The following is a 13,321-nucleotide window of genomic DNA, read 5'->3' as shown; positions in this document are numbered from 1 at the left end:
GGTGCGGGATCAGCCGCGTCGGGACGGCGACGCGCTGGGGTCGGTACGAGTGCGGCGGGCGGCCGGGTTCAGGCGCGGTCGATGTGCACGCTGGTCGACTTCACGCGGGCGGTGGCCCGCATGCCGACCTCCAGGCCGAGCTCTTCGACGGCCTCCCGGGTCAGCAGGGAGACCAGCCGGTGGGGTCCCGCCTGGATCTCGACCTGGGCGGCCACGTCGCCGAGGTTGACGGCGGTGACGATGCCCGGGAAGGCGTTGCGGGCCGAGGTGTAGGAGGCGTCCTCCTCGCCGTTGCCGCTCTGCGCGACCTCGATCGAGAAGGCGGCCAGGTCCCGGCCTTCGATGAGGCGGCGGCCGCTCTCGTCGCGGTGGGTCGCGACCCGGCCCGCGTCGGCCCAGCGGCGCGCGGTGTCCGGGCTGACGCCCAGCAGACGCGCGGCCTGACCGATGGTGTAGGACTGCATATGCGACAAGGTAGGCGAGTTTCCCTCGCATATACAACTCTCTGGAGGAACATCCATGGCATATGCCAAGGCCTCTGGAGGAACGGCCGATGCGCGCCCTGTCCGGGGTGCCCGCCCCTCGTCACGCCGGGGGCGCCGTCACGCGCACCTCGCGGCTGCCGCACCGCGCGCAGACCGCGTCGGCCAGCGGTGACCTGAGCGCCCGGCCGGCCTCGTCGACGTACTCCTGCGTGGTCAGGCCCGTGGTGTCCATCGGGTCGGTGAAGAACATGACCTGGAACGTGGCCCGCCAGCTCGCGCCGCACCGCCCGCAGGTGAACACGAAGGTCTCGGAGACCGTCCGGGGATCCGCCTCAGCCATGGCACGCCCGTCCTTTCGTCGGCTCGTAGCCGGTCTCCAGCGCACAACGGGCCCGCGGGTCCGGCAACTCGCGCGCGGCCGGGAAGGAACGTTCCTTGACCTCAAGCGCAGTTGAACTTTTAACGTCCATGGCGACGACGACAGCTTTGACGACGGCCGTGACGACGGCTTCGGCGACAGCCGTGACGACAGCCGTGACGACGGCTTCGGCGACGGCCGTGACGACGAAGGAGAAAGTCGACTGTGACCACGACACTGGTGACGGGTGCCACCGGGAACACCGGACGGCATGTGGTGGCGGAGCTGGTCCGGCGCGGCGAGCGCGTACGGGCCCTGACGCGGAACCCGGAGGCGGCCGCCGGGCGACTCCCGGCCGGGGTGGAACTGGTGGCGGGCACGCACACGGCGCCGGACACCCTGGACGCCGCCCTCGACGGCGTAAGGCGGCTGCACATCACGGTGACGGCGGGCCTCGCCGACGTCGGCCCCGAGCTGGTGCAGCGGGCCGTCGACGCGGGGGTGCGCCGCATCACCGTGCTGTGGGGCGGCTGGGTGGGGCCGGTCGAGCAGGCCGTGGCCGACTCCGGCGTGGAGTGGACGCGCCTGGAGGGGCAGGAGTTCATGTCCAACACGCTGACCTGGGCCGAGTCGATCCGGGCCGAGGGCGTCGTGCGGGAGCCGTACGACCTGCCCAGCGCGCTCGTGCACGAGGCGGACATCGGGGCGGTGGCGGCGGCCGCGCTGCTTGAGGGCGGCCACCAGGGGCGTGCCTACAACCTGACGGGCCCCGAGTCCCTGACGCCGAGTCAGCGGCTCGCCGTCCTCTCGCGCGCGATCGGCCACGACATCGAGCTGTCCCTGATCACGCGCGAACAGGCCGTCGACAGGCTGCTGGCGACCGGGGTGTCCCGGGCGGACGCCGAGTACGTCGTCGGCTGGTACGCCGATCCCGGTGCGGCCGCCAGCACCGTCGACGACACCGTCGAGCGGGTGCTCGGCCGCCCGGCGCGCACGTTCGCGCGGTGGGTGGCCGAGCACACCGGTCGCTTCGAGGCGCCCCGCGTCGCGGCGGGCTAGGGCCTCAGGGCTTCCGGCGCGGGTCAGGCGCCGACGTAGTCCGCGAGGTGCTCGCCGGTGAGGGTGGAGCGGGCGGCGACCAGGTCGGCGGGGGTGCCCTCGAAGACGACGGCGCCGCCGTCGTGGCCCGCGCCGGGGCCGAGGTCGATGATCCAGTCGGCGTGCGCCATGACCGCCTGGTGGTGCTCGACGACGATCACCGACTTGCCGGAGTCGACGAGCCGGTCGAGCAGGCCGAGCAGTTGCTCGACGTCGGCGAGGTGCAGGCCGGTGGTCGGCTCGTCGAGTACGTAAACGCCGCCGCCGCTCTTGTCGCCCATGTGGGTGGCCAGCTTCAGGCGCTGGCGCTCGCCGCCGGAGAGCGTGGTGAGGGGCTGGCCGAGGCTGAGGTAGCCGAGCCCGACGTCCGCGAGCCGGTCGAGGACGCGGTGCGCGGCCGGGGTGTGCGCCTCGCCGGAGCCGAAGAACTCAAGGGCCTCGGTCACCGACATGGCGAGGACCTCGCTGATGTCCCGGCCGCCGAGGTGGTACTCGAGGACCGAGGCCTGGTACCGCTTGCCCTCGCACTCCTCGCAGGGCGTGGCCACACCGGCCATCATCGCCAGGTCGGTGTAGATGACACCGGCGCCGTTGCAGTGCGGGCAGGCGCCCTCCGAATTGGCGCTGAACAGCGCGGGCTTGACGCCGTTGGCCTTGGCGAACGCCTTGCGGATGGGTTCGAGCAGCCCGGTGTACGTCGCCGGGTTGCTGCGCCGCGAGCCGCGGATCGCGGTCTGGTCGACGGAGATCACACCGGCGTCGGCGGGGATCGAGCCGTGCACGAGCGAGCTCTTGCCGGAGCCCGCGACGCCGGTGATGACGGTGAGCACCCCGAGGGGGATGTCGACGTCCACGTCGCGCAGGTTGTTGGCCGCCGCGCCGCGGATCTCCAGGGCGCCGCTCGGCTCGCGCACGGCCCGCTTCAGGGCGGCCCGGTCGTCGAGGTGGCGGCCGGTGGTGGTGTCGCTGGCCCGCAGCCCCTCGACGGTGCCCTCGAAACAGACGGTGCCGCCGCCCGTACCGGCGCCGGGGCCGAGGTCCACGACGTGGTCGGCGATCGCGATCGCCTCCGGCTTGTGCTCCACGACGAGGACCGTGTTGCCCTTGTCGCGCAGGCGAAGGAGCAGGTTGTTCATCCGCTCGATGTCGTGGGGGTGCAGGCCGATCGTGGGCTCGTCGAAGACGTAGGTGACGTCGGTGAGCGAGGAGCCGAGGTGGCGGATCATCTTGACGCGCTGGGCCTCGCCGCCGGACAGGGTGCCCGAGGACCGGTTCAGGGAGAGGTAGCCGAGCCCGATCTCCACGAACGAGTCGAGGGTCTGCTGGAGCGCCGCGAGCAGCGGGGCCACCGAAGGGTCGCTGACGCCCCTGATCCACTCGGCGAGGTCGCGGATCTCCATCGCGCAGGCGTCGGCGATGCTGACCTTCTTGATCTTCGAGGCCCTGGCGCCCGCGCTGAGCCGGGTGCCGTCGCACTCGGGACAGGTGGCGAAGGTGACGGCCCGCTCCACGAACGCCCGGATGTGCGGCTCCATGGCCTCCTTGTCCTTGGCGAGGAAGGACTTCTGGATCTTGGGGATCAGGCCCTCGTAGGTGAGGTTGACGCCGTTGACCTTCACCTTGGTCGGCTCGCGGTAGAGGAAGTCGTGCATCTCCTTCTTGGTGAACCGGCGGATCGGTTTGTGCGGGTCGAGGAAGCCCGACTCGGCGTAGATCCCGACGGTCCACACGTTGTCCGACTTCCAGCCGGGGATGGTGAAGGCGCCCTCGGCGATCGACTTGGAGTCGTCGTACAACTGGGTGAGGTCGATGTCCGAGACCGCGCCGCGGCCCTCGCAGCGGTCGCACATGCCGCCCGTGCGCTCGTACGTCGCCTTCTCGGCCTTCGTCTTGGCGCCGCGCTGGACGGTGATCGCGCCGCTGGCCTTCACCGATGCGGTGTTGAAGGAGTACGCGCTGGGCGGCCCGATGTGCGGCTTGCCGAGCCTGCTGAAGAGGATGCGCAGCATCGCGTTGGTGTCCGTGACGGTGCCGACGGTGGAGCGCGGGTCGGCGCCGAGGCGCTGCTGGTCGACGGAGATGGCGGTGGTCAGACCGTCGAGCACATCGACCTCGGGCCGCGCGAGGGTCGGCATGAAGCCCTGCACGAAGGTGCTGTAGGTCTCGTTGATCAGCCGCTGCGACTCGGCGGCGATCGTGTCGAACACCAGGGAGCTCTTACCCGAGCCGGAGACGCCGGTGAACACCGTCAGACGGCGCTTGGGGAGTTCGATGGTGACGTCCTTGAGGTTGTTCTCGCGCGCCCCGTGCACCCGGATCATGTCGTGGCTGTCGGCGGCGTGCGACGCGGACGACGGCGTGTCCGCTCTCTTGGCCTTGCTCATCGTGCTCTCCATCTGTCGGGCGGGCCGCCCGCGCGGCCCCCGGCGGCGTCCCCTGGTACGGTCCGGCGAATGTCTGAGAAGTATGACGTCGTGAACGCTAGGCGGGGGCCGCGGCGGGCGCTTCTCGAATCCTGACCGATGCCCGCCCGCACCCGCCGACGTGCGGGAACGCGTGCGGGGCGGTCGGCGCGGGCACGCCGACCGCCCCTGGCGAAGGGAGGGCCCCGAAGCGGCGGCGGGCGCCGCCCGCCCGTTACGCGGCGGTGGCCGCCGGGGCCTTGGGCCGGTAGGTGCACACGAGCACCCCGGTGCCGCTGGTGACGGTGGAGACCAGGTCGAAGGCGCGCAGGACGCCGTCGACCGGGTAGATCGTCTTCCCGCCGCCGAGGACCACCGGCATGATCATGAGGCGGAGCTCGTCGACCAGGCCCTCGGCCAGGAGCGTCCGGGACAGCGACGCGCTGCCGAGGACGGTCAGGTCGCCGCCTTCGGCCTCTCTCAGCCTTCTGATCTGGTCGACGGCCTGGCCACCGGGGATGCGCGTGGAGTTGTTCCAGGCCGCGAGCTCGTCCTCGCCGAGCGTGTCGGACACGACGTACTTGGCGACGGCGTTCATGTGGTCGGCGAACGGGTCGCCCGCCCGGCCCGGCCAGGCGGCGGCCATGACCTGCCAGGTGCGGCGTCCGTAGAGCATGGCCTCGGTGCCCTTGGACCAGTCGGCCAGGGCGGCGCCCATCACCTCCGGGTCGAAGAACGGGTGCGTCCAGCCGCCGTGGGCGAAGCCGCCGTCGCCGTCCTCGTCGGGGTGGCCCGGGGCCTGCACGACGCCGTCGAGGCTGATGAACTCACCGATCGTGATGCGCATGGGTGACTCGCTTTCGTGTCAGTGGGGTGGGTACGGGGTGTCGCCGCCGAGCGGTTGAGGAGAGGCGTACGGGGTGGTGGGGGCCCGGTACTCCAGGACGACGGCGCCGCCTGCGAACACCGACGTCCCAGTGAGCTTCCAGGTGCTCGGGGTGCCGCCGTGCGGGAAGAGCCGCCGCCCGGTGCCCCCGGTCTCCGGGTGGACGCACAGCTTGAGCACGTCGACCTGGCCGGACTCGAGCAGCTGGCCGACGAGTTCGGTGCCGCCGAGCACCAGGAGGTCCTGGCCCGGTTCGCGGCGCAGCTTCGCGACGCGTTCGGCCACGTGCTCGCGGATCAGCACGCCGTTCCACGGCACGTGGTCGAGCGTCGTGGACACCACGTACTTCGGTGTGGCGTCCACCAGCCTGGTGTACTCCTCCCGCGCGTCCCGTCGCGGCCAGGCCGCCGCCATCTCCTGGAAGGTCACGCGCCCCAGGAGCAGTGCCCGGCTGGCGGCGAGCTGGCCGAGTTCGTACTTCTCGTGCTCGTCGTACCGGAACGGCCGCGCCCAGGACGGGTGCGCGACCACACCGTCGAGAAAGACGTGCATCAGGACGACGACTTCGCTCACGCGTGGGACTCCGCTCGATCCGGTGGGACGCCGTCGTCCGACCCGGACCTGACCCTGGAACACGGATCTGGCCTGAGGAAACGTCCGTCGAACGCGGCGATGTCAGAGTCCCTGATCAATGGGTGAGCCATCAAGATCGGAGAGTGGCATGCTCCGTTGAGCGGGGTTAAACACCGGGGGCGGTGCGGGACACGGGGGGCGGCGCACATGCTGGAGCGACTGGAGCTTGAGGCGTTCCTGACGCTGGCCGAGGAGCTGCATTTCGGCCGCACCGCCGAGCGCCTGCACGTGACGACCGGCCGGATCAGCCAGACCATCCAGAAGCTGGAACGCCGCGTCGGCGCCCCGCTGTTCGAGCGCAACAGCCGCAAGGTCGCCCTCACCGACGTCGGCCGGCAGCTGCGTGACGATCTGCTGCCCGCGTACGAGCAGATCAGCGCGGGGCTCGCGCAGGCCGTCGCGGTGGGCCGCGGCGGGCGGATCAAGGGCGTGGTGCGGGTGGGCTGGTCGGCGCCGTGGTGCGGGAACCTCATGGTCCAGGCGGCGGACCGGTTCCGGGTGCGCTATCCGGACTGCGAGGTGGAGGTCATGGAGGTGCAGCTGCGCGATCCGCTCGGCGGGATGCGGGAGGGCACCATCGACCTCCAGCTCACCGAGTTCCCCGTCCGGGAGCCGGACATCACCACCGGAGCCCTGGTCTTCGCGGAGCCGAGGGCGCTGATGGTCCCGGCGGACCACCCCTTCGCCCGGCGCGATTCCGTGTCCATGGAGGACCTGGCCGACACCACCCTGGTCACCCTCGACGACGCGCGGATACCGCGCTATTGGATGGACCGCTACTTCTCCCGCGCGACCCCGTCCGGCCGGAGGATCCCGCAGGGTCCGGCGACGAACTTCTGGCCCGAGGTCCTGGTGCACATCGCCAACGGCGTCGGCGTCAGCACGGTCTCGCTGCGGGCCGAGGCCTTCCACCAGCGGCCCGGCGTGGTCTTCGTGCCGTTCCACGACGCCCCGCCCATCGAGTACGGCCTCATGTGGCCGACCGCGGGGAAGAACCCCCTGGTCGGCCCGTTCCTGGAAGTCGTCGACGAGCTCATCCGCCCGGCGCGCGGCGCCTCTCGCGCACTGGAGGAGCCGGGGGAGCCAGGGGAGCAGCCCACGGCCGACCGTCTTGGCTGACGGCCCGTCATATCACTGTCGCCACCGCCGCGTCGGCTCATTCGGTCTGGCGGTCGACCCCCTGAGCCAGGTGACTCCTCGCGCCAGGCGTTCCCCTGAACCCGTGGCGATCACGGCGGTCGCCCGGCAAGGTCGCCTCATGAACGACCAGCACGAGAGCACCCCGGTGCCGAGCCACGCCCGGCTCGGCCCGGCGCCGAAGTGGCTGGACACCGCCCGCGACTTCACCGAGTTCTGGACCCACCGCCAGCAGCTCCGCCACGCCACCGGCCAGGGCACCGACCCCGCCCCGCGCCCCCTGTGCGCCGGATCGTGTCGGTCGTCTACTGACCGGCTCCGCCGCGACGGGGCTTCCGGCGCGTGCCGGGCGGCCCCTGGGTCAGGACGTCGTCGGCGGTACGAGGGTGCGCTCGGTGCCGAGCGCGGTGCTGGTGCCGGCGTACAGGGTGACCTCGCCGTCGCTCCAGCGCACGATCAGGTCGTCGGGCCTGGCGCCCGTGGTGTGGCGGCCCGCCGTCGCCGCCTTGGCGTGCTTCCACAGGGCGTGCGGCGCGCGCATCGGCGTCTTCTTGCCGAGGCCGCTCGTGCTCACGTCCTGGTACACGGTGCGCTTGCCGTCGGCCCAGCGGACCATGACGTCCCAGCGGTCGCCACCGGTGAAGTCCCCGGCGGCGAGCAGGGAGGCGCGCTTCCAGGTGGCGCCGGGCTTGCGGAGCCTGGTCTCCTTCTTAAGGCCGGTGCCGGCGTCCCGGTAGAGGCTGACCTCGCCGTCGCTCCAGCGCACCACCAGGTCGTCGGTCCTGCGGCCGCCGGAGAAGCGGCCCCCGACGATCTGGGACGCGTGCTTCCACGTGGACCTGGGCTTGGCGAGCCTGGTCTCCTCGCTCAGGCCCGTGGTCGCCACGTCCGGGTACAGGGTGACCTCGCCGTCGGACCAGCGCACGATCAGGTCGCCGAGGCCGGTGCCCGCGAAGTCGCCGCCGGTGACGGTCGCGGCGTGCTTCCAGGTGCCGTTGGGCGCCTTCAGGCGGCGCTGTCCGGTGAAGCCGCCCGCGCCGTCGCCGGTGTGGAGGGTGACCTCGCCGCTGGTCCACACCACGAGCAGGTCGGCCGCGCCGTCGCCGGTGTAGTCGCCGGAGGCCACGTGCTTCGCGCCCTTCCACGTCTCGCCGGTGCCGAGCGCGTAGGGCAGCGGCTGCCGCCGCACCACGGCGACGTTCCGGACGGCGTCGTCGTACAGCTTGAAGACCTCGTCGTCGTAGAAGGGCGCGTACGACACGTCGCTGGTGGAGCCGCCGCCGCCCGCGCCGCCGAGGTTGCCGACGACGTCGCCGCGCCCGGTCCGCTCATCGAAGTTGATCAGCCATGGGCTGCCGGAGGTGCCGCCGTGGAAGCCGCCGCAGGCCATGCGCAGCTGCTTGTAGCCGGGCAGCCGCTTCGTCGTAGCCCGGCACTTGATCGCCTTGTCCTTGGCGTCGTACCGCGCCTTCGGGTAGCCGATGACCGTGACCTTCACCCGGTAACCGGGCGTGCGCGTCAGCTTGTTGGCGCCGGTGCGCTGCTCCAGCTGCCTGCCCTGCCCGTCGGGTTTGACGGTCGCGAAGCCGAAGTCCAGGTTCGATCCGGGGCCCGTGTCGGTGTGCCGGGGGTCCTTGAAGAACCGGTCGACGGCCCAGATGCCGTAGGGCTGTTGAGCGGCGGGCTTGCCCGTGCGGTACTTCGGCACGAACGCGTGCTTCTTGCCGGGCCCGCAGTGCCCCGCGGTCAGGATGAGGTTGCCGCGCGGGCTGTGCACCACGCTGGCCGTGCAGCTGTGCGCGCGCATCCCGCTGTCGACGTAGTACAGGACGCCGATCGTCTTGGCGCCCTTGTAGTACGCCGCCTTCGGGCTCGCCGCACTCGCCGCACTCGCCGCACTCGCCGCGTACGACGCGGTACCGGCGCGCGGTACGTCGGCGGGGGTCGCGTCGTCCTTCGCCGCCGGGGGCGGGGTCGCCGACTCCATGCGCCCGGCCGTCCAGAACGCCTCCGCGTCCGCGGCCGTCCAGCCCGCACCGCTCGGCGCGGGAGCGGACCCGCTGACGCCGGTGTCCGCGGGGCGGGACTGCGTCCGCCCCTCTCCCCGCCCGGGTGGGGGCTCCGCGGCGGTCGCGGTGGTCGCCGTGGCGGCGATGACGGCGCCGCCCACCCCCACGGCCACGGTCCGTGACCAACGAGAAATGCGCACAACTGCCTTTCTGCTCAAGGGAGTGGAACGAATGAGGCGGCGCGCGCGGACGCGCGCCGAACGGCACGGGCTTGCCGTTCCGTTCGCCGCTCGGAATTCCCCCTGGTTTAAGATCGCGAGAAACGCCCCCACCCGCGCCCGGAATCGCATCCGGCCTTCCGAACCCGGAGATCGCATCTTATGCCACGTGTACGCGCCGCCCTTGTGGGAGCTTTGACGCTCGCCGCCGCGTCGGCGGCCACTCCCGGCGCGGTCGCGGACCCGGGCGGCAGCGGCGGGGTGAGCGTCGCTCCGGCCGCGGCGAGCCCCGGCGAGCGCGTCACGCTGTCCACGGTGAATCCGGAGCTCGACGACGGCGTGACGGTGCGCTCCGAGGCGTTCGCGAAGCCGGTGGAGCTGAAGCCCACGGGCAAGGTGTCGTTCGCGGGAAAGGCCCAGGTCCGCTGTGATGCCAAGCCCGGCACCTACACCCTGCGCTTCACCGAGCCGGTGCACCCCGGCGAGGACACGCGCGCCGGAGAGGTGACCGTCGAGGCGGGCGCGCCGATCGAGGGCGCCTGCGCGGGCGAGGCCGGCCGCGACGGAAACCACGACGGCGACGACGGAGGCGACGGCGACGGCGGCTGGAGCTCCACGGCCGTCGCTGTCACCGCCGCCCTGGCGGGGATCGCCGTCGTGGCGGCGGGCGCGTTTCTCGCCGTACGGAGAAAGCGCCGCTTTTAAGGCCCGGGCGGCGGCGATTTCATTCGGGGGAGGGAAGCAGTTCCCGCAAGAGTTCCTCGAACTCGTCGGCTGTCGGCGTCTTGTCCGCGAGGAGCCCTTGGAGGAGCAGTCCGTCATAAGCGTGCGTGAAGAGTTTCACGCGCAGCGGATCGTCGGTGAACCGCCGGGCGAACGCGGCGAGCGCCGCCTGCCAGCGCCGGGTCGCCGACCGCTGCTCGGGCCGCCGCACGGCCAGCAGGCACAGCTCGAACTCGGCGAGCAGATGGCCGGGCGGGCTGAGGATCTCCGCCATGAGGAGCGCGAGCGCCCGGCGTCTGGCGTCGTGGCCGCCGGGCAGGTCCGTGAGCGCCTCGATGCGCGCGGAGTCCTCCTCCATGCACTGCGTGAGCGCCGCGGTGAGCAGCGCGTCGATGCCGCTGAAGTAGTACGTCGTGGCGGTCGTCGGCAGTTCGGCCTCGCGGGCCACCGTGCGGTGCGTGACGCCCGCGGCGCCGTCGCGCGCGATGACGCGGACCGTGGCCTCGATGAGGGCCCGGCGGCGGCGCTCGCCCTTGGCGCGGCGCCCGTCGGTGACCGGCTCTCGGTCCGCGCCGGTGGCCGGTTCGCTGGTCGGCTCGTTCAGGGTGGTTCTCCCGCGTTCGTGCGCGCGTGCGCCGCCTGCCGCGTACGCACGCCTTCGCCGTCGACGGTACCCGGTCGGCGCGGGGCGTCCCACCGGCGCCGTGGTCAGGCCCCGGGCGGCCGCGGGGCCGTGCCGGGCTCCGCCGGGGACCCCGGCTCCGCCCGGGACCCCGGCTCCGCCGGGGACCCGGGGTCCCAGGTGAGCGTGATCTGGAAGTTGGCCTCGGTGGCCGCCTTCGCGACGATCCAGTTCGCGGTGCCGTTGACCTTGACGCCGAACGTGACCTGGACCTGGCTCGGGGCGAGCTCCGCGACCCGGTCGAGGACGCTGCGCGCGGCCTCGACGGCCGGGCCCACCGCGTCGCGCACGCGCCCCGCCACCTCGCCCGCGCCCACGGGGTGCCAGTCCCCGGTCGGCTCGACCTCGAACCGCACCACCGTCTCGTCGTCCAGTGCGTACGACACGATCCGCGCTGTCACACCGCCCCCTCGCCTCGCGTAGGCGAAGAGCCTACTGCGGGACGGTGCGACGGCGGCAAGGCCTGAAGGCCACACGGCGCGGGTCACCCCCGCGGTCTCCGGTACGGGGGTGCGCCTCGTGATAGAAAGTGGAACGATAGTCCCAGTTGTTGCTCGTGGGGGGTGCGCGGCGGGTGTCGCGCGTGCCCCGACGGGCCGAGGGCCGATTCCACCGACAGGACAGGCAATGGCAAACGCATACCGCGAGATCTTCTCCGCGCCGGGGACGAAGGCCTTCAGCGCCGCGGGCCTCGTCGCCCGCCTCCCGCTGCCCCTGACCCACATGGGCATCCTGACGATGCTGTCCGAAACGACCGGCGAGTACGCCCTCGCGGGGCTCGTCGCGGGCACCTTCACCTTCTCCATGGCCTTCCTCGGGCCGCAGGTGTCCAAGGCCGTGGACCGGCGCGGGCAGAGCCGGGTGCTGCCGCTCGCCACCGCGGTCAGCGTCCTCGGGCTCGCCGCGCTGCTGCTGTGCGCCACCTACGAGGCGCCCGACTGGACGCTGTTCCTGTGCGCGCTGTTCGCCGGTCTGATGCCGAGCATGAGCGCGATGGTGCGGGCCCGCTGGACCGAGATCTACCGGGGCACGCCCCGGCTGACCACCGCGTACTCGATGGAGTCCGTGGTCGACGAGCTGACCTACGTCATCAGCCCGGCCCTCGCGGTGGTCCTTTCCACGGCGCTGTTCCCGCAGGCCGCGCCCATGGCGGCGGGGCTGCTGCTGCTCGTCGGCGTCGCGCTGTTCGTGCCGCAGAAGGCCACCGAACCGCCGGTCAAGCCGCGCGCCGGGAGCGGCGGCGGGGGCTCCGCGGTGCTCTCGCCGCCGGTGCTCGCGCTCGCGCTGATCCTGCTGTGCGGGGGCGCGATCCCCGGCGTGGTCGACACGATGGGCCTGGCGTTCGCCGAGCACGCGGGCGACAAGTCGCTCGCCGGTCTCGTCTTCGCCGTGTACGCGATCGGCTCGGGCGTCTCCGGGCTGCTGTTCGGGGCCCGCGCGGTGAGCGTGCCGCTGCCGCGCCTGCTGCTGATCGGGGTGGCGGGCACCGCCCTGACGACCCTCCCGTTCCTCCTGGTGGACGGGGTCGGCGGCATGGTCGTGGTGGTGTTCGTCGCCGGGGTGTTCTTCGCCCCGACCATGGTGGTGATCATGGGCATCGTGGAGCGGACGACGCCCGAGCGCCATCTCACCGAGGCCATGACGTGGATGATCGCCGGCCTGCAGAGCGGCGTCGCGATCGGCGCCGCCGTCACCGGCGTGATCTACGACCGGCTCGGCGCCACGGCCGGGGTCTCGGTGGCCGTCGCCGCCGGGGCCCTCGCCCTGCTCCTGACGCTGTGCGCCCTGCCGATGCTGCGGACCCGCCTCGCGGACACGGAGCGCGCGACCGCGCTCCCCGAGGCGGCCCGCGCGGAACCCGCGGTCTGCTCCTGAGCGCGCGGCGGCCGGTCACCCCCGCGGTGACCGGCCGTCCGGCTCACTTCTGCTGCGGCTTGGCGGGCGTGGCCTCGCTCGGCCGGACGATCACCATGCCCTCGCCCTCCAGCTTCAGCTGCACGGCCTCGCCGGAGCCGCCGCGGAGCATCGAGCCGATGGACTGCGAGCGGTGCAGTGACGTCTGCAGGTTGGCCGTCCAGCCGACGACCGCGTCCGTGTCCACGTACACCGGCGCCTGCGGCGAGACGGGGATCACGAGCGGCTCGCCCTCGCACATCAGGCCCAGCCTGCCGTGGCCGGAGAACACGGTGTTGAACAGGCCGCCGCCGGAGATGCCCGAGCCCTTCACGGTCTTGATCTCGAAGGACAGCGAGGCGTCGAAGCACAGGACGTTGCGGCCGTTGATGGTGAGCACGTCGCCCGGTTCGAGGTCGACGACGAAGACGTTCTGCGCCTCGTGCGCGAACCACGCCTCGCCCTGGCCGCTCACCGTCATCAGCGGCAGCCCCTCGCCGGTGACCGCCCGTTTGAGCATGCCGCCCACGCCTTGGCCCTTGCGCTCGAACTGGAGGTTCCCGCGGTAGGCGATCATCGCGCCCTGGCGGGCCAGCATCTCGCCGTTCACCGCGTACTTGAGGGACTTGGAGTTCTGCGCCGTCAGGCCAGGGGCGGCGGCGGGCGCCGCCAGGTGCCGCTCGGAGAAAAGGTCACTCTTCATGCGGGCATCTTGCACCGGGGCGGGTGTTTCGCCAAGTGACTGGGGGTTTGGGCCCATGTAACCAAGGGTGCGTGCCGGGCGGCGCGACACGCGC

14 protein-coding genes are annotated in these 13,321 nt (G+C 72.3%); 4 read left to right on the top strand and 10 right to left on the bottom strand.

All coding sequences use genetic code 11. From position 1 onward, the window contains the following. Positions 1-68: 68 nt before the first annotated feature. From AC07A4_RS07015 to AC07A4_RS07005, 3 genes are all read right to left on the bottom strand, one after another. Positions 69-464 (bottom strand): TOBE domain-containing protein, encoded by a 396-nt coding sequence (locus AC07A4_RS07015; RefSeq protein ID WP_478594040.1) that lies wholly within the window; start codon positions 462-464, stop codon positions 69-71. A gap of 121 nt (positions 465-585) precedes the next feature. Beyond that, positions 586-825: a hypothetical protein gene (locus tag AC07A4_RS07010; RefSeq protein WP_478594038.1), complete on the bottom strand. Its 240-nt coding sequence runs from the start codon at positions 823-825 to the stop codon at positions 586-588. Then, on the bottom strand, positions 818-1,081 hold the full coding sequence (locus AC07A4_RS07005) for a hypothetical protein (protein WP_478594036.1): 264 nt from the start codon (positions 1,079-1,081) through the stop codon (positions 818-820). Before AC07A4_RS07005 ends, AC07A4_RS07010 begins: the two co-directional genes overlap by 8 nt. Between AC07A4_RS07005 and AC07A4_RS07000 the strand changes: the two genes are divergently transcribed. Further along, entirely contained in the window at positions 1,069-1,902 is an 834-nt protein-coding gene (locus tag AC07A4_RS07000; protein ID WP_478594033.1) for an NmrA family NAD(P)-binding protein, read from the top strand. The two genes, AC07A4_RS07005 and AC07A4_RS07000, sit on opposite strands and share 13 nt — an antisense overlap. 23 nt (positions 1,903-1,925) lie before the next feature. Here the strand turns inward: AC07A4_RS07000 and AC07A4_RS06995 are convergent, their stop codons facing one another. The 3 genes from AC07A4_RS06995 to AC07A4_RS06985 form a co-directional block, all read right to left on the bottom strand. Continuing rightward, a complete protein-coding gene (locus AC07A4_RS06995; RefSeq protein WP_478594030.1) occupies positions 1,926-4,325 on the bottom strand; it encodes an ATP-binding cassette domain-containing protein in 2,400 nt (799 codons plus the stop codon). Positions 4,326-4,578: 253 nt separating this feature from the next. Beyond that, the gene (locus tag AC07A4_RS06990; RefSeq protein ID WP_478594027.1) at positions 4,579-5,190 is read right to left on the bottom strand and encodes a dihydrofolate reductase family protein; all 612 of its coding nucleotides are present in this window, start codon (positions 5,188-5,190) and stop codon (positions 4,579-4,581) included. A gap of 18 nt (positions 5,191-5,208) precedes the next feature. Further along, positions 5,209-5,802: a dihydrofolate reductase family protein gene (locus AC07A4_RS06985; RefSeq protein ID WP_478594025.1), complete on the bottom strand. Its 594-nt coding sequence runs from the start codon at positions 5,800-5,802 to the stop codon at positions 5,209-5,211. 207 nt (positions 5,803-6,009) lie between these two features. Between AC07A4_RS06985 and AC07A4_RS06980 the strand changes: the two genes are divergently transcribed. Continuing rightward, positions 6,010-6,981, top strand: coding sequence for a LysR family transcriptional regulator (locus AC07A4_RS06980; RefSeq protein WP_478594022.1), 972 nt, complete (start codon positions 6,010-6,012; stop codon positions 6,979-6,981). Positions 6,982-7,360: 379 nt separating this feature from the next. Here AC07A4_RS06980 and AC07A4_RS06975 read toward each other — a convergent pair whose 3' ends face one another. Beyond that, positions 7,361-9,208 (bottom strand): trypsin-like serine peptidase, encoded by a 1,848-nt coding sequence (locus AC07A4_RS06975; RefSeq protein ID WP_478594019.1) that lies wholly within the window; start codon positions 9,206-9,208, stop codon positions 7,361-7,363. Between the two features lie 180 nt (positions 9,209-9,388). Between AC07A4_RS06975 and AC07A4_RS06970 the strand changes: the two genes are divergently transcribed. Then, a complete protein-coding gene (locus AC07A4_RS06970; RefSeq protein ID WP_478594017.1) occupies positions 9,389-9,931 on the top strand; it encodes a hypothetical protein in 543 nt (180 codons plus the stop codon). A gap of 19 nt (positions 9,932-9,950) precedes the next feature. On the opposite strand, the gene AC07A4_RS06965 is transcribed toward AC07A4_RS06970, so the two are convergent. Together AC07A4_RS06965 and AC07A4_RS06960 are read right to left on the bottom strand one after the other, a co-directional pair. Further along, positions 9,951-10,646, bottom strand: a complete 696-nt coding sequence (locus AC07A4_RS06965) for a TetR/AcrR family transcriptional regulator (RefSeq protein WP_478594014.1) — start codon at positions 10,644-10,646, stop codon at positions 9,951-9,953. Positions 10,647-10,657: 11 nt separating this feature from the next. After that, on the bottom strand, positions 10,658-11,032 hold the full coding sequence (locus tag AC07A4_RS06960; RefSeq protein WP_478594013.1) for a CU044_2847 family protein: 375 nt from the start codon (positions 11,030-11,032) through the stop codon (positions 10,658-10,660). 226 nt (positions 11,033-11,258) lie between these two features. Between AC07A4_RS06960 and AC07A4_RS06955 the strand changes: the two genes are divergently transcribed. Continuing rightward, a complete protein-coding gene (locus AC07A4_RS06955; protein WP_478594010.1) occupies positions 11,259-12,506 on the top strand; it encodes an MFS transporter in 1,248 nt (415 codons plus the stop codon). A gap of 43 nt (positions 12,507-12,549) precedes the next feature. On the opposite strand, the gene AC07A4_RS06950 is transcribed toward AC07A4_RS06955, so the two are convergent. Next, entirely contained in the window at positions 12,550-13,227 is a 678-nt protein-coding gene (locus AC07A4_RS06950) for an AIM24 family protein (RefSeq protein ID WP_478594008.1), read from the bottom strand. Positions 13,228-13,321 lie beyond the last annotated feature (94 nt).

Source organism: Streptomyces sp. NPDC043996 (genome assembly GCF_056435225.1).
Note: the sequence above shows the minus strand (reverse complement) of the source record. Positions and strands in the feature narration are given on the sequence as shown.

What these genes read in the sequence shown, in the direction of transcription:
- AC07A4_RS07015 (WP_478594040.1), bottom strand. Translation starts at nt 464, where the DNA reads ATGCAGTCCTACACCATCGGTCAGGCCGCGCGTCTGCTGGGCGTCAGC.
- AC07A4_RS07010 (WP_478594038.1), bottom strand. Translation starts at nt 825, where the DNA reads ATGGCTGAGGCGGATCCCCGGACGGTCTCCGAGACCTTCGTGTTCACC.
- AC07A4_RS06995 (WP_478594030.1), bottom strand. Translation starts at nt 4,325, where the DNA reads ATGAGCAAGGCCAAGAGAGCGGACACGCCGTCGTCCGCGTCGCACGCC.
- AC07A4_RS06990 (WP_478594027.1), bottom strand. Translation starts at nt 5,190, where the DNA reads ATGCGCATCACGATCGGTGAGTTCATCAGCCTCGACGGCGTCGTGCAG.
- AC07A4_RS06980 (WP_478594022.1), top strand. Translation starts at nt 6,010, where the DNA reads ATGCTGGAGCGACTGGAGCTTGAGGCGTTCCTGACGCTGGCCGAGGAG.
- AC07A4_RS06970 (WP_478594017.1), top strand. Translation starts at nt 9,389, where the DNA reads ATGCCACGTGTACGCGCCGCCCTTGTGGGAGCTTTGACGCTCGCCGCC.
- AC07A4_RS06955 (WP_478594010.1), top strand. Translation starts at nt 11,259, where the DNA reads ATGGCAAACGCATACCGCGAGATCTTCTCCGCGCCGGGGACGAAGGCC.
- AC07A4_RS06950 (WP_478594008.1), bottom strand. Translation starts at nt 13,227, where the DNA reads ATGAAGAGTGACCTTTTCTCCGAGCGGCACCTGGCGGCGCCCGCCGCC.